Below are 15,082 nucleotides of genomic sequence, written 5' to 3' on the forward strand. Positions count from 1 at the left end.
GAGTAATTTTATGCAATTATTTATGTATATTTATGCATATAACGTCCTTGTCTATTTTGTAGTTTATCAAACCCATACTTTCAAGTTTTATAAGTGCATTTATAACTTTTTCCTTGCCTTCATCTAAAGGCAGTTCTGGACAAATATCATTTCCTACAAACTGGGCAAAGTTTCGTTTGTAGGTCTTGTTGCGTGTGCATTTTCCCATTAAGAAGTTATAAATTCTATGTGCTATCTTATATTTAATAAGCTGCTTTGCGATGTCCAAATTACCACGTGCAACATATCCGTTGTCAAGGTTGTTACAAATCTCTTTGGCAATTGTAACAGTAAGCTTTGTTTTGTAGCCACGACCTTTGCTGCCTTTCTGTGATACTCTGTAGGAAGGCAAAAGTGTAAACTTTGCTAAGTCTCTTCTAAATGTCTTGTTGTTGATAAAACCGTATCTTTCAACGACAATTTTCGTCATCATTAAGCGGTCAAGAGATTGCAAAACCAATTTTACGTTTTCTGAAGATGTCACATCCAAACCACGCTTTTCCATGATGTACTTTATTGGTATCTCAAAAGTATCTCCTCTCAAACCTGTTTCCTGCCTATAGGTGGTCAGGATGTAAAGTGTATTAATATCTGCAGGTGTCAGCATATAGTAGTTTGTCCCAATTTGAACTTTGCCACCGTCGTTTGTTTCGTACTCGTAAACAAACTTGCATTCTTTACCCTGTCGTGGTTGTATGCTATCCTCTAATAGGGAAAATATGTTAATAGGCAGGTTTGCGTCTGTGATATAAAAATTTTCGCTGCATTGATTATTCATCGCAAAATACCTCCTAACTGTAGATTTTGTTTTTTAATGCCGCCCTGTCGATTACTGCTACAAGGCAGCGTTTATGACTATAAGCTGTTATCTTTGCTGTCTATTTCTTCAAATAAGTAAATTCCACCCCAAAATCTCATTGTGATGTCATCTCCAATGCTGCCATATCTGTTTTTGACACATTTAAATGTAATTGTGTAGCCATTTCCTTTGTAGTAATCATGAACCACACGGTCATCGTCTCTTTGCATTAAGAATGCTGCAGCCGTGCCATATTCAATTGAACCTGATTCTTTGAAGGCTGTCATATCGTCTTTGTCATAGTTTTCACGGTTCAAGCTACTAATTGCTACAACCGGTATTAGGAATCGGTTTTTGATTTCAAATAATTCCTGCATTATCAGGTCTACACGCTGCTTATCGCTTTGATATGGTTTTGCTGGTTGTAGAAGCTGCAAGTAATCAATAAACAGAATAGGCTTTTGCAGGTGGTCAAGTGTGTAGGGTATATCATCAAGTTTTTGTTGTTCTATAATATGCAGTCTAAACGCATACTTTTTGACATAGTCTTGTACAACATTCATGTAATCTTGCATTTCTTCACTGCTTGCAGATTTGGTCCTGAGTTTGCGGTAAAAATCGAAAGCTGGTACTTTGACATTTGCCTTTTTTAGCCCATATTCACGACAAAATATTCTGGTCAGAATCTCTTCTTTTGGCATTTCTGCAGATAGGAAAACACAATCATAGCCTTGCTGCAAAAAGTTATCCATAAGCTGTAGCAAAAAGGTTGTTTTACCTACACTGGGCTTTGCACCAAAGACATACAGGTTACCTGCAACAAGTCCACCGTTTAACACTTTATCAAGGTTCTTAAAGCCAGTAGGGATTGATTCAAATCTTTCCGATTTGATAAAGTCCTCGTAACTGGGTAGCATGCTGATAAGTGCATATGGGTAAAACGATGTTTTTAACTGCCATTGTAGGAATTTTATGCAGTCTTCAGGATTAGCAAGCCAAAACTCGTTAATGTCTTTGTAGGGGATATCTCTATCCCAATTGCACAAAGCAACCTTGTATTCTGTTTTTAGCTTATCAAAAAGCTGTTTTGCTGCTTTTTGTCCTGCCTCGTTTTCGTCATTGTCAAACAAGATGTAGAATTTTTTGTTTTTAGGTTTAATTTTATTTAATGCTTGCAAAAAATTGCTTTGATTGTTGCAGCTATTCAAAGCAATTGCTGGTTGCCCTAAAGCTGCTTCAATTGTTAGTGCGTCAAAAATGCCTTCAGTGATAAATACACTGGTTTGTTGTTCGTCTTTGAGAATATCTAAATTAAAAGGCATACCATTAAAGCCTTTAGGAAAATCGTATTTGTGTTCTGTTTCCCCTATGTTGCGACGTGTCCAGCATATCACTTTGCCATCTTGAACAATAGGGAAGACAACAGCGTTTGCTTCAATGTCAAAGCCAACTCTGTACTTTTCAATAAAGGAATCGGGGATTCCTCTACTTGCAAAATAACTCTTTGCTAAACTTGAATTAACTTGACATCTTTCGACATATGTTATAATCTGTTCAACAGGTTCTTGTTGTTTTTGTAAATTGTTTTCTGATTTTTTATCATCAACAGAAATGCCTATTTCTTTAGCAAGCATTTCTACCGCCTCCTTAAACTCTAAACTGTGATATTTCATCGCAAATGTAATTACATCGCCCTTGTTATCACAACCGAAACATTTGAAAAACTGTTCACTGGGTTTGATATAGAATGACGGGTTCTTATCAGGATGAAATGGACACACAGCTTTGTAGCTGCTGCCTTCTTTTTGCAATGTCAGGTATCGTCCTATATAGTCAACAATGTCTACCTTGCTTTTGATTTCTTTGACAATCTCTTCTAATTGCATTGCAAACGCCTCCTAATTGGTTTTGTTCAGTGACTTTCTAAATTAAAAAGCCTGTAGAAGGTATCCTTAACTTGCGGATACCTTGGGTTTTGTTTGATGACTTTCTACATTAGAAAGCCACCCTACCGATGACCGAATAGGGCAGCGTTTTTGTTTGTTTATGAAGCAGCTTCAACTTTAGTGAAATATTTCAGCGGCAAATAATATTGTTCAGTGGAATTGCCAAACACACGCAGGATAGCTTTTTCAACAAACTTGTCAAAGTCGATTTCAAAAACGTTACCTGTATTAATTTCTTCTATCCGAATTAATTTACAACCCTTTTCTTTAAGTGCTTCAATGACACACTTTTCTATCCCATATGCGTTTAAGACAAGTAGTTTGCTGTGTGTTGAGACTGCTTTGTAAAAGATTTTTGTTTTTGTATTGAAGTGCCCAGCAGTAACTTCTCGTCCTAAATTTTTGTTGTATACTTTAAAAATCATGATAAACCCTCCTTCTGTTTTGAAGATTATTTAAAATTTCAGAAAACTTTTGACTTTTAGTTATGCTATAATCAAAATCAAAAGGGAAATTGATTTTTGCTTTGTTTAGGTGGTTGTAAAACCACCTTTTTTTATGCTATTTCGCTGTTCACCTCCTTTAGTGTCCCATCGGGCTTTGCTATCTCCTCGACGGGTACCTCAAAATATGCTGCCAGGGATTGCAGCAACTTTGGATAAGGCTTTCGCCATCCCCTTTCAATTTGACTAATCAAATTTGGATTAATACCTACTGCAAGACCAAGCTTACTTTGTGAAAGTCCCTTTTGCTTCCTCAAATATTCCAGTTTTGTCATTTTAATATACCTCCCTGAGTCGTTATTATTGACAATCTTTACCTTTTAGTTTAAAGTTATTATTAGTGAATTTCAATATCTTTAAAAGTCATTTTAAAGTCATTTTGAAGGAAAATTAGAAAAGAAGAAAGGATGATAATATTCATATGGACAGAGTTTATAATTGTGTTTCTTATGTATGTTCTGAAGGTTATGAATGGGAAGAAAGAGGATTAGAAATAGACGATATGTTAATCTCATTATATTTTAAAGGTATATCATGGAGTTTTAATGAAAAATATGGTATAGGCTTTTCAGGTAAAATTGGAAAAACTATTAATTGGTATTTTGGTTCTACCCAAGAAGTAAAAATAAATTATCCTGTATTACTTGCAAAGTCAGATAAAACTTTAGTATTAAATATATGGCAACAATATCCTTCACTTTATAAAAAATTTGCTAATTTACAACCTACAAAAAATAATATTCTCCAGTTCGCAAATTCTTTCGGCAATATCAAAGATTATTATTTTCACAAAAATGTCATAAGTAAAAATGGTGTCAAATCTTACAGTGTCGACAATATCTTTATTGGCTGTTCTTATGAAGAATGGAGAAAAGAAATTTTTGAAATGTTTGAAAACGTAAAGCTTTTAGAAATAATTCAAAGATTTGAGGAATTTGACCTTGACGATATAGTGCATATAGGTGAAGATTTAATAACTATATGGCTTCCTATTGAAGCCTTGCCTAAATGGGTTTACCCTTGTGAATCAGATAAAATGTTCGATGAAAAGACACAAAATTTGCTACAAAATATTCTTTCTCAAAGTGAAGGCAAATACCTTGAGATTGTCTGGTCCCACAAAGGTAATTATCGTATAGAAACTATTAGAAAATCTTCTATTCAGCAAATTTTTGAAGATAATGTAAAGCCTGATTTTTATTTTAGTCCAGAAGGGAAATTGCAAATTTTAAAATACACTTTAATGAAACGTATAAACAAGAAAATAACAAATAATGTAACGTTGCGAAATTTAATAAATCCTCAAACAGGTGAAATAGATGAATTTATATTCTCAGATAATTTACTAACCACTATGTATTTGCAACTTAATAATGACTTTTTGAAAAAAAGAAATATAAAACGTTGTTTATATTGTGGAGAATATTTTACACCTGTTAAAGAAAATCAGTATTATTGTCCTGAAGAAGCGGAAATAATAATTCAAGAAAAAAACAAGTTTATAAGAAAAATTGTACCTACAGGTAAGCATTGTAAAAATTATGATTATACTAAAAATAAGCCAAAGATTATAGATATGTATAAAAAAGGTATGACGATAGAAGAAATATCCACTTTAACAGGTAGACCAATTGAACAAATCAAAAGATGGGTAAAAAGATAAAGCCTTGTCCTAACAGGTAGGGCAAGGCTTTTTGTAAACTTATTTCAATTTGTTTTTGACTCTTTTTGTTTGTTGCAATAATATATTTAAAGGTGAAGCTGCATTGTTTATCTCTCGCAGGTCGTTTTGCGTGAAGTGGACATACCGCTTGGTCATCTCCAACGTGGTATGTCCCAATGTCCTTTGCAAGCTTAGTTCATAGCCGCCGTTCTTGAGATAAAGCAAAGCAAATGTGTGTCGCAAATCGTACGGTCGTATTTTGACGCCAAGCTTTTTGCTATACATCTGCATTCTTTCGTGCCATATGTCACGTGTAAGTGGACGACCTGTTACTGTACAAAACACCGGTACTCTTTCATTCCATTCTGGGTGTCTTGCTGCAATTAATCTTTTAATTGCATTTGCTGTAACTGGTAGGATAGGCAGTACTCTTGCCACTCTTGTTTTAGCCACATCACTTGGAATGTAAACTTGCAGCGTTTTAAAGTCAAAGTGTTCAATAAGAAGAGAAAATGCTTCTTTTGGTCTTATTCCCGTATCCAATGTAAGCAAAATCAATGCATAATCACGCAAACCGCAAAATGTGTTTTTGTCTGGCAATTGCAAAAGCCTTTCTAAAGTCTCTTTATCAATGTTGACAATTCGACCCTCGGCTTTCTTTTTGGGAATCCCTTCTAAAGGATTTGAATTAAGAATGCTTTCCTCGACACACCATTTAAAGAAAGCCTTCAAATATGACAATCTCAGGTTGTAGGTTGCAGGTTTAATTGGCTGCGAAAGATATTCGAACAAGTTCTTTTTAAGTTGCTTTTCATCGTGAAAGCAATTAGGATAAAGTGTAAAAAAGTGTGTTATGTGATACTCATAATCTTTAAGTGTCAATTCACTTCTGCCCTCTGCACGCTTGTAAAACAAAAATTGCTGCATTGCCTCTTGCCAGTCAACTTTAACAAAGCTTCTTTTAGGCATAATAAAACCACCTCTCGCATTTTTTTATTGCGATTGGTGGCTATGGCTTGTTACTTGTAATCGTGCAAAATAACAAAATCCTGTGGCACATAAACACCAAAGGATTTTGAGTTTTTAAACCCGGTTTCCAGTTTTTGCTGCCACGTTCAAGCCTTGATATTTCTCATTTGGCACGCCCGGGGGGAGTCGAACCCCCGACCACAGGATTCGAAGTCCTACGCTCTATCCTCTGAGCTACGGGCGCTTCTTTGAGATTACTCATACTAAATTATAAAATCAAAAGTGCAAAATTGCAACTTTTTTGTTCATCTTAAAATTCTTATATTAATCTTAATATTTAGCATATCAAAGTGGCTTAAAAAGAGTTATTTTAGTTGATATAATATAAGAAAATCCTGGAGAAAACATTTACCCGAACAAAATTTGAAAGGGAAGTTGATGAAATGTCAAATGTGTTTGAAGAATATTTTGGCATCCACAACAAACCCCATTACCTCAATCAGCAATTGACATATGATATTTTACAGTCATGTAATTTTGAATTTCAAAAAAATATACTTGAGAAATTGCAGTCTTTGCTTTATTTAAGTTTAGATTTGTGTTTTACTGAAAAGAGCATAAAAGAAAACTTCAACGAAAACTTTACAGAAGAATTAATAATTGGTAACCTAAGTAATATAGAATCCGAAGCGGTATTTTTAAAACCCGTTAGCTCAAATCCACCATATCCTGTGGTTGTAGTCTTGCATGACCATGGTGGTTTTTATTACTGGGGCAAAGAGAGAATCTTTATGGATGATACTACACAGCCTTTTTTAAGAGAGTACAGAGAAAAGTTTTATTCATCAAAAAGATGGGCTCTTGACCTGCTTGAAAAAGGAGTTGCGGTGTTCTGCCCTGATGCTTTTTATTTTGGAAAAAGAAGACTTCCTCAGGAGTTAATAAAGACATTTGTGGATAATGGAACTTTTAAGGAGCTTATAGGTTTTACTGATGGCAGCGACGAATTTATTAGGCTTTTTAACAGGATTTCCTCAGAACTTGAAGGGATAATATTTAAGAACATAAATCTGTACGGGACAAACTGGCCAAGTATCTTGATTAACGAAGACATTGCATGGTTAAATTATCTCTTGGCACGAGAGGATGTTGATAAAAGCAGAATTGGATGCATGGGTTTTTCGCTGGGCGGATTTAGAACATTATTTTTGAGCGCTTTGAAAAGAGAAATTAAAGTAAGTATAATAATTGCTTTTATGTCTGAGTTTTCAAAAATGCTGGGACAAACAGCAAGACATACCTTTATGGTACATATCCCCGGTTTTACGCGTTTTTTAGACCTACCAGATATAGCAGCACTTATAGTACCAAGAAAACTGTTTGTAATGCAATGCAATGAAGATTCGTTATTCCCATTTGATGCAATGAAAAGTGCAGTAGATAAGATTGAAGAGTATTACAAAGAAGCAGGTTGCAGAGATAATTTCTTATACAAGTTTTACCCAAATCCGCATCAATTTAATTCATACATGCAAGAAGATGCGATTAATTATATATTTTCAAATATTCAAAAGTAAAATTACTCAAAAGGAGTGTTTTGAAAAATGAAAGCTTTGGGTAAAAAGGTGTGGGTGATCCCGGATGGTTATATTCCATCCGAGGGATCAATGTCGATTCCAGGGCATGAGTGTTTGTGCATAGTGAATACTGGAGATGTTGATGCAAAGGTAAAACTTACGGTCTTTTTTGAGGACAGAGATCCATTGGAGAGCGATTATTTTGTTGTCAGGGCAAAAAGAACAATTCACGCATGGCTAAACAGGCCAGAACTGATAGGAAATCTTGTTATTCCCAGAGAAGTCCCATATTCTTTGGTAGTTGAAAGCGACCAGAACATTGTTGTCCAGATGTCAAGATTGGATACGCGACTCGGTAACATGGCTCTTTTGAGTGTAATTGGATTTCCAGTTGAGTAATATGTTGGAAAAGGGAGGTACATTTACAGTGGCTAAAATCAGGTTAAGAAAATTCTTGCATGGTGGAGACTACAATCCGGACCAGTGGACAGAGGATATCTGGGATCAGGACATTGAGTTTATGAAGTACTACAATGTAAATGCAGTGTCCATGCCAATATTTTCATGGGCGCAGCTTCAACCATCGGAGCACGAGTTTACATTCGAATGGCTTGACAAAATAATTGACAAGCTATATTCCAATGGTATTCATGTCATACTGGCAACGCCAACAGCTTCACAGCCAGCTTGGCTTTCAAAAAAATACCCTGATGTGTTGCCTGTTGATATTTATGGGCGAAAGAGAAAGCATGGGGCAAGGCAGAACTACTGCCCTAACAGTAAAAACTTCCAGGAGGCTGCAAAGAGGATTGTTGAGCAGATGGCAATAAGGTACAAGGATCATCCAGCAGTTATAATGTGGCATATCAGTAATGAATATGGTCCTTACTGCTACTGTGAAAACTGTGCAAGAGCTTTTAGACAGTGGTTAAAAGAGAGGTATAAAACACTGGATGAGCTAAACAGGCGCTGGAACACTGCATTCTGGGGTCATACATTTTATGATTGGGACGAGATTGAGGTTCCGTCGTATCTGAATGAAGAGTATGAGTATATGCCGGGCAGACAAAAGAGCTCATTTCAAGGGCTTTCTCTTGATTATAAGAGGTTTATGTCTGATAGCCTGCTGAATCTTTATAAGATGGAAGTTGAGATTATCAAAAAATATATGCCAGATGTACCTGTTACAACAAACCTGATGGGACCATTTAAACCACTCGATTACCACAAGTGGGCAAAGTATATGGATGTAGTTTCATGGGATAATTATCCTTCTATCAAAGATTCTCCACATTCTATAGCTTTCAAGCATGACCTTATGCGTGGACTTAAAAGGGACCAATCATTTATATTAATGGAACAAACACCAAGCCAGACAAACTGGCAGTGGTACAATTCAGCAAAACGGCCTGGTATGATAAGACTTTTGAGCTACCATGCAATAGCTCATGGTGCGGACTCTGTTTTGTACTTCCAGTGGAGACAGTCAATTGCTTCATGTGAAAAATTCCACTCTGCAATGGTACCGCATGCAGGAGATTTGAATACAAGAGTTAGCAAAGAGCTAAAACAAATTGGAGATGAGCTTTTGCAACTGGATGAAATTTTAGAATCAGTGAACAAAAGCGAGATAGCACTTTTGTTTGACTGGGAGAACTGGTGGGCGCTTGAAGAGAATATGGGTTTTAGAAACGACCTTTCATATTTAGAGCATATTGATTTGTATTACAGAGCTCTGTATAAACTTAAAACCAATATAGATGTTGTTGACCCAGCAGAGGATTTGACAAGGTATAAACTTGTGGTTGCTCCTCTTTTGTATATGCTTGATGACAGGACTGCAAGGAATATAGAAGAGTATGTAAAAAATGGAGGAATATTTATTACAACATTTCTCTCAGGGCTTGTTGATAAGAACGACAGGGTAATTCTTGGAGGGTATCCTGGCTGGTTCAGGAAGCTTTTAGGAATCTGGATTGAGGAGATTGACGCACTCTTTCCTGACATGAAAAATGCAATCATCTTTGAAAAACCGCTCGGGGCACTTGATGGCAGGTACGAATGTGATTTTATATGTGATGTTATTCACCCAGAAGGTGCAAGAACACTTGCATATTACGAACAGGATTATTATAAAGGAATGCCTGCCATTCTGGAAAATACCTATGGCAGTGGCAGGGCAGTATATATAGGTACAAGGCCAGAGCAGAAAGTTTTGGAAGGACTTATCAAATACTATGCGGATATGGCAGGAATAAAACCAATTTTGTCTGTTCCAGAGGGTGTTGAGGTTACAAAGCGAATAAAAGATGGTAAAGAATACATCTTTCTTTTGAATTTCAATCCTTACGATGTTTATATTGACCTGCCAGAAGAGTTTTATGAGCTTATAACCCAGAAGTCTTTATGTGATAGAGTTATGCTAAGGTCAAAAGAAGTTATGATATTGAGAAAATAAGAGGCTGAAAAATAAAAAAGTGATAGCCGTTTGCAAAATGGTTGGTGATTGAAGGTAACAGATGCCAATACTAACATGAAATACTATCAAGATACAAAAAGAAAAGCAAAATGACAACCAAATATTATCAATGCAAACAAAAATAATCAGCAACAAACATATGACAAAAATTAACAATATCAAAAAAGACAATAGTATCCTAAGCCTTCTAGCTTCTTGGCTTTAGAAGGTTAAGTAAAAAACAAAGTCACAAATTTTTGGTAGATTAATGATTTAAGAAAAATTGTAGTTTTAAGCGATAAGTTTTTTGAGTTTGTTAAGCTTTTTGATAGTTAATTTAGAACAATAGAGTTTGATATTGTGAGCAAGGATAAACAAAAGTGAGTAAGTAATTGCAGAGAGTAAAAAATCAGAGAAGATAGAAATATGGTCATAAGTACAGATGACATCGGAGCCCATATAGGATTTTAGGTGATAAATAGTCTGCTCTACAGCGACACGTTTATTGTAGAGGTCTAAAAACTCTTGAGAATTTCTGTTGATACCTGGGGAAGAGCGAAAATCGTCAGGGTAAGTGTAGAACATTCTGCCAGATTTAGAGTTAGTACAAGGTTGAGGGCAAGAGCAAATGCGTTTGCCGTCTTTATAACAAGACATGGGGCAGACCCATTTAAGACGCACAGAACGATTTTTACCCTGACATTTGCCTTCAGGTTTAAAAGGTTGATTGAACTTTTTGCAGATAGGGACACCATCTTCAGATATAACGATATTAGGGTCTGAAGTAGGTGTAGTATTTTTAGAGGCTCTTGGATTTAGAGGGATAATGATTTTGGAGAAGTTGAAAGTGTTTTTTAAAGTTGAGTAGATGTTATGTGCATCCAAGGCACTGTCAGCGATGAAAGTGGAGAAATTTTTGGGAATGTAAGAGAATAGAGTTTCGAGCGAAGGAAATAAAGCTTTAGAGTCAGAGATAGCCTTTGCTTCTTGAGGGTCAGAAGAAGGAGAGTCAGAGTTAAACAGAGGTACTAAAGCCAAAGGAATACCGAGAGCATTGGTAATGACAGCGAATTTTAAAGCCCAGCAGAAATGGCCATTTACGAACATAAGACGGATATTAGAATTAGCATTAGCAGTTTTAGGCAAGGAAGAATAAACAAGAGAGTAGATTTTATCAGAGGACAGCTCAGGGTTAGCTTTTGAGGTATTTTTCAAGAGAGATTGAATGAATTTAGGGTTATTTTCACGGACCTTTGGGACAATACCGGTTGTATCGAAGATTAAGATTGAAGCAAGTTCAGGGGATTGCCTAAGAGAAATATTGTGTGCATGGATAGAGATATTTTGAAAAAGTTTATGGATTTCGTTGTTGAAGATTTTTCTGAAGCGAGAGAAGGTTGAAATAGAGGGAACATTACCATTTAAGTTACAGAATGAACGAAGTTCATAGGAGTTAAGAAGCACAGCGCGGAGCTGAGTAAGAGTATTGAGTTTGAGTAATTTTTGGACAAAAAAGCAAAGGAGCATAGATTCTAAGGAGAAGCATCTATGCTTACCAAAGTATTTGTAGTAGGCATTGTAGAAAGAAGAAGGTATGTAGTCTGATAAGTTGATGAATTTATTGAACAAGCCCAAGAGGCTTTCAGGCTTGTAGAGAGCCGAAGCCTTTAGGTGGGAGAATAGATCGAGGAAAGAAAGTTGTTTAGGTTTGTTGTTGAACATTTTGGACCCCCTCCTCATAGTAGAAAATTTGTTTTATATAATCATATTTTACTACAACTATGAGGAGGGTGACCAGACTTTTTCGAATCTTTATAAAGCTTGATAACGCTCATATTGAGCGTTTCTGCAAAAGGCTATGAAAAATAAAAAAGTGAGCAAAGGAGGGCTTCCAATTTTATTACATTTCAAGGAAGCTCTTTGTTTTTTGCTATTGAAATAGAATATATATTTGGTTATCATATAATTATAAAGTTTAAAAACAAAATAAAGAAGTGATACGGAATGGACATCCTTGAAAAGCTTCAAATTTTGGGCGCAGCTGCAAAATATGATGTTTCCTGTGCATCCAGTGGCAGCAAACGTGAAACAAATTATGGAATTGGTTCAACTTTTACAGCAGGTATTTGTCATAGCTGGACGGATGATGGTAGGTGTATATCTCTTTTGAAAATTCTTTTTACAAACGAATGCATTTTTGACTGTGCATACTGTGTTAACAGGAAGAGTAATGATATAAAAAGGGCAACTTTCACTCCTTTTGAAATTGCTGAACTAACCATAAATTTCTATAAAAGAAATTATATTGAAGGACTTTTTTTGAGTTCTGCCATAAAAAACTCTCCCGACTGGACAATGGAGATGTTGTACAAAACAGTATACCTTTTGCGCTACAAATATCAGTTTAATGGATACATTCATGTAAAGGCAATTCCATATGCGTCACTTGATTTGATTAGAAAAACAGGATTTTTAGCAGATAGAATGAGTGTCAATATTGAACTTCCTTCTGAAAAAAGCCTGAAGCTTCTTTGCCCAAACAAAACCAAAGAAAGCATTTTAAAGCCGATGGAGTTTATAACAAAGGTAGGTGAGGAGGAAAGAAATTTTGTATCGGCCGGGCAAAGTACTCAGATGATAATTGGTGCAACAGACGATAGTGATCGAAAGATTATTACACTAAGCCAGAATCTTTACAAAAAGTTTAAACTCAAAAGAGTATACTATTCTGCCTATACACCTGTCAACGATGATCCGAGAATTTTAAAGGTTGAAAAACCACCGCTTTTAAGGGAACATAGACTGTATCAGGCAGATTGGCTCATCAGGGTTTACAATTTTACAGCTGATGAACTTTTTGAAAAGGATGAAAACCTTGACCTTGAGGTAGATCCGAAAGTGATGTGGGCACTGAGGCACCTTGATAGGTTTCCTGTTGAAGTAAACAGGGCAAGCTATGAGGATCTGATAAGAGTGCCGGGAATAGGTATAAAAAGTGCAAGAAGAATTATAAAAAACAGGATATTTCATTCACTTGACTTTGATGACCTGAAGAAAATTGGTGTTGTTTTGAAAAGAGCAAAATACTTTATAACCTGCAATGGTAAAACATATGAGAGACATTTAATAGATACTGCACCTGAAAAGATAAAGCTGCAACTCATTGAAAAAAGGGTGGCAGAACAAAAAGTACATCAGCTTTCTTTTTTCGATACTGAAACATTTGGTTCAGTAATAACCGGGGAGATCTGAAAATGTACAGAGTTTTTTTGTACGATGGAACATTTGAAGGATTTTTGACGTGCGCAGAAAGGATTTTGTCAGTGGATATTGACATCGAAAAACTCAGAATTGAGAACAAAAGCACATATCAGCCCATGTTTTTTGACACTGCTGTGTTTGTTAATGCCAATAAAGGTATTAGTAACATGCTAAAAGAAAGGATAATAAAAAAAGCTGACAAAAACACTTTTAAAAAGATATATTATTGTTTCCTATCTGAAGTCCAGAACAAAGAGATGTATATTTACAAATATATAAAGCTTGTTTTAAAGCAGGGCAAGAAAGTTAAATATTTCTATCATGATGATGTTGTCAATTTTGTTGAGAAAGTATCTAAAAGTGTAAGCAGAGAAATAGGAAAGTACATGGGACTTATGAGATTTAATGAATCAGAGGATGGACTGCTTTATGCTCAATTTGAACCTGTTAATGATATTTTGGTTCCCATTTCATACTTTTTCAGGGGGCGGCTGGCTAATTTCAGATGGATTATTCATGATAAGAAACGTGGCAAACTTTCTTTTTATGAAAACGGCAGGATAAGATTTTTAAAAAAGGCAGATTTAAAGACAGCATTTTCAAATGAAGATCTACTCTACCAGAACCTGTGGAAAACTTACTTTAAAACAATGACCATTGAAGAAAGAAAGAATTTAAAGTTACAGCGTCAGAACATGCCCAAAAAATACTGGAAATACTTAACAGAAAAGAAATAGGTGTATACCGTCAGCTTGAGTACGGTATACACCTATCTTTTTAATCAGCAATAATCTTTTTCCCTTTTCGAGGTACAGGTATTTTTGGGTGTATTTTAATATTTGTGTTGTTATTGTTATTCTTAATCTTTTCCTGTTCTTTTTGAATATTTTTATTTGGAGCAGGTAATTTTATTTTTAAAGACTCTTTGATAATATTTTCAATCTTCTTCAGTATATCTGAATAAAGATTTTTGATTTCGGTTATTCTATCAACTTTCTGCTGGTAAAGGGCAATTAAGGTGTTTAATGAGGCTATTATCTTGTTATAATTCTTCTCTTTTTTAGCCTGCTCATAATCTTTTAATGCTACCTTTATTTGAGCATTTATTTGCTCTATCTGATATACCTTGTCCTTAACAACTGGTTGAATTTGATCAACCAGCAGTTTTACTTGATAGACTGTTTGGTTGACTGCTTCTTCCTTTTCATTCTTGTAAGTTTCCTGATATACCTGTAACTCATTCAGTTTCTGTGTAAGCTGTTTCTGATACTCACTTATCTGTGAAGGTAAAAGCTTTTTGTTTTTTAAATTTTTCTGAAGTTGTTCAATCAGTCTATTTGTCTCATTGATAATTCTTTGCAATTCCCTATCAAAAAAGTTTCTGTCATAACGCTTTGCAGCTGCGATGTAGTTATTAATCTTTGCACGCAGGTAATTAACCTCTGCGTTTGTTTTATTAAATTTGAGTTTCAATTGGTTAATTTTGGCTATCAAAGAAATTATATTCTTCTTCTGTTCTTTTGTTAATTTTTCAGCCTCTTTTAGTGTTATGTTGTCATTGCTGATGGGTGGAATAACCTCTTGTGAAGTTGTAGAATAAGTAGAGCTATAGGTTGTTGATGATGTTGATGTGGTTGTTGTGCTGGAGCCTGGATTGTATGTTTGTTCATACGTTGTGCTGTATGTGGTATTTGTAGTTGTCTGATAGGCTGCACCTGCTGTTGTATCATATGTTGCAGAAGCCACAGTTTGAGTATTTGTACTGCCTGTTGATGAAGTATTCTCCTGGGCAAAAACCGGGGATATTATCGAAAGACCAAACACTAAAGCTATTAAAAGGGCAACAACTCTTTTTTTCATGAATTTA

The 15,082-nt window shown here is 35.4% G+C and carries 13 protein-coding genes and 1 tRNA gene; 6 read left to right on the forward strand and 8 right to left on the reverse strand.

The features are described 5' to 3' along the window. Positions 1 to 16: 16 nt before the first annotated feature. From OTK00_RS03585 to OTK00_RS03600, 4 genes are all read right to left on the reverse strand, one after another. Complete coding sequence (locus OTK00_RS03585) at positions 17 to 817, reverse strand: hypothetical protein (RefSeq protein ID WP_045169083.1); 801 nt, start codon at positions 815 to 817, stop codon at positions 17 to 19. Between the two features lie 77 nt (positions 818 to 894). Then, the gene (locus OTK00_RS03590) at positions 895 to 2,724 is read right to left on the reverse strand and encodes a CHC2 zinc finger domain-containing protein (protein ID WP_045169084.1); all 1,830 of its coding nucleotides are present in this window, start codon (positions 2,722 to 2,724) and stop codon (positions 895 to 897) included. A gap of 158 nt (positions 2,725 to 2,882) precedes the next feature. Continuing rightward, positions 2,883 to 3,209, reverse strand: coding sequence for a hypothetical protein (locus tag OTK00_RS03595; protein ID WP_045169085.1), 327 nt, complete (start codon positions 3,207 to 3,209; stop codon positions 2,883 to 2,885). 131 nt (positions 3,210 to 3,340) lie between these two features. Further along, complete coding sequence (locus OTK00_RS03600) at positions 3,341 to 3,562, reverse strand: helix-turn-helix domain-containing protein (RefSeq protein WP_045169086.1); 222 nt, start codon at positions 3,560 to 3,562, stop codon at positions 3,341 to 3,343. A gap of 146 nt (positions 3,563 to 3,708) precedes the next feature. Between OTK00_RS03600 and OTK00_RS03605 the strand changes: the two genes are divergently transcribed. Beyond that, positions 3,709 to 4,950: a helix-turn-helix domain-containing protein gene (locus OTK00_RS03605; protein ID WP_045169087.1), complete on the forward strand. Its 1,242-nt coding sequence runs from the start codon at positions 3,709 to 3,711 to the stop codon at positions 4,948 to 4,950. A gap of 39 nt (positions 4,951 to 4,989) precedes the next feature. Here OTK00_RS03605 and OTK00_RS03610 read toward each other — a convergent pair whose 3' ends face one another. Both OTK00_RS03610 and OTK00_RS03615 read right to left on the reverse strand, forming a co-directional pair. Then, positions 4,990 to 5,919, reverse strand: a complete 930-nt coding sequence (locus OTK00_RS03610; RefSeq protein WP_045169088.1) for a tyrosine-type recombinase/integrase — start codon at positions 5,917 to 5,919, stop codon at positions 4,990 to 4,992. A gap of 168 nt (positions 5,920 to 6,087) precedes the next feature. Continuing rightward, positions 6,088 to 6,163, reverse strand: a tRNA-Arg gene (locus OTK00_RS03615). 199 nt (positions 6,164 to 6,362) lie between these two features. On the opposite strand from OTK00_RS03615, the gene OTK00_RS03620 reads away from it, so the two are divergent. The 3 genes from OTK00_RS03620 to OTK00_RS03630 are packed head-to-tail and all read left to right on the forward strand — an operon-like array spanning position 6,363 to position 9,954. Then, entirely contained in the window at positions 6,363 to 7,496 is a 1,134-nt protein-coding gene (locus tag OTK00_RS03620; protein WP_045169089.1) for a dienelactone hydrolase family protein, read from the forward strand. A gap of 27 nt (positions 7,497 to 7,523) precedes the next feature. Further along, a complete protein-coding gene (locus OTK00_RS03625) occupies positions 7,524 to 7,895 on the forward strand; it encodes a sensory rhodopsin transducer (RefSeq protein ID WP_045169090.1) in 372 nt (123 codons plus the stop codon). A gap of 28 nt (positions 7,896 to 7,923) precedes the next feature. Further along, complete coding sequence (locus tag OTK00_RS03630) at positions 7,924 to 9,954, forward strand: beta-galactosidase (protein ID WP_045169091.1); 2,031 nt, start codon at positions 7,924 to 7,926, stop codon at positions 9,952 to 9,954. Positions 9,955 to 10,245: 291 nt separating this feature from the next. Here OTK00_RS03630 and OTK00_RS03635 read toward each other — a convergent pair whose 3' ends face one another. After that, positions 10,246 to 11,676 carry an ISNCY family transposase gene (locus OTK00_RS03635; RefSeq protein ID WP_045169044.1) on the reverse strand — a complete coding sequence of 477 codons (1,431 nt, stop codon included), beginning with the start codon at positions 11,674 to 11,676 and terminating at the stop codon, positions 10,246 to 10,248. 282 nt (positions 11,677 to 11,958) lie between these two features. Here OTK00_RS03635 and OTK00_RS03640 point away from each other — a divergent pair, with 282 nt between their 5' ends. Further along, on the forward strand, positions 11,959 to 13,206 hold the full coding sequence (locus OTK00_RS03640; protein ID WP_045169092.1) for a putative DNA modification/repair radical SAM protein: 1,248 nt from the start codon (positions 11,959 to 11,961) through the stop codon (positions 13,204 to 13,206). Positions 13,207 to 13,208: 2 nt separating this feature from the next. Beyond that, complete coding sequence (locus OTK00_RS03645; RefSeq protein WP_045169093.1) at positions 13,209 to 13,952, forward strand: TIGR03915 family putative DNA repair protein; 744 nt, start codon at positions 13,209 to 13,211, stop codon at positions 13,950 to 13,952. Positions 13,953 to 13,992: 40 nt separating this feature from the next. Here OTK00_RS03645 and OTK00_RS03650 read toward each other — a convergent pair whose 3' ends face one another. Continuing rightward, a complete protein-coding gene (locus OTK00_RS03650) occupies positions 13,993 to 15,075 on the reverse strand; it encodes an AAA family ATPase (protein ID WP_045169094.1) in 1,083 nt (360 codons plus the stop codon). Positions 15,076 to 15,082 lie beyond the last annotated feature (7 nt).

This window comes from Caldicellulosiruptor morganii, from assembly GCF_026810225.1.
GTDB lineage: Bacteria > Bacillota > Thermoanaerobacteria > Caldicellulosiruptorales > Caldicellulosiruptoraceae > Caldicellulosiruptor > Caldicellulosiruptor morganii.

Bases quoted from the DNA above. Each gene is read 5' to 3' on its own strand.
- OTK00_RS03590 (WP_045169084.1), bottom strand. From the start codon at position 2,724: ATGCAATTAGAAGAGATTGTCAAAGAAATCAAAAGCAAGGTAGACATT.
- OTK00_RS03595 (WP_045169085.1), bottom strand. From the start codon at position 3,209: ATGATTTTTAAAGTATACAACAAAAATTTAGGACGAGAAGTTACTGCT.
- OTK00_RS03650 (WP_045169094.1), bottom strand. From the start codon at position 15,075: ATGAAAAAAAGAGTTGTTGCCCTTTTAATAGCTTTAGTGTTTGGTCTT.
- OTK00_RS03640 (WP_045169092.1), top strand. From the start codon at position 11,959: ATGGACATCCTTGAAAAGCTTCAAATTTTGGGCGCAGCTGCAAAATAT.
- OTK00_RS03625 (WP_045169090.1), top strand. From the start codon at position 7,524: ATGAAAGCTTTGGGTAAAAAGGTGTGGGTGATCCCGGATGGTTATATT.
- OTK00_RS03620 (WP_045169089.1), top strand. From the start codon at position 6,363: ATGTCAAATGTGTTTGAAGAATATTTTGGCATCCACAACAAACCCCAT.
- OTK00_RS03600 (WP_045169086.1), bottom strand. From the start codon at position 3,562: ATGACAAAACTGGAATATTTGAGGAAGCAAAAGGGACTTTCACAAAGT.
- OTK00_RS03635 (WP_045169044.1), bottom strand. From the start codon at position 11,676: ATGTTCAACAACAAACCTAAACAACTTTCTTTCCTCGATCTATTCTCC.
- OTK00_RS03605 (WP_045169087.1), top strand. From the start codon at position 3,709: ATGGACAGAGTTTATAATTGTGTTTCTTATGTATGTTCTGAAGGTTAT.
- OTK00_RS03610 (WP_045169088.1), bottom strand. From the start codon at position 5,919: ATGCCTAAAAGAAGCTTTGTTAAAGTTGACTGGCAAGAGGCAATGCAG.
- OTK00_RS03645 (WP_045169093.1), top strand. From the start codon at position 13,209: ATGTACAGAGTTTTTTTGTACGATGGAACATTTGAAGGATTTTTGACG.
- OTK00_RS03585 (WP_045169083.1), bottom strand. From the start codon at position 817: ATGAATAATCAATGCAGCGAAAATTTTTATATCACAGACGCAAACCTG.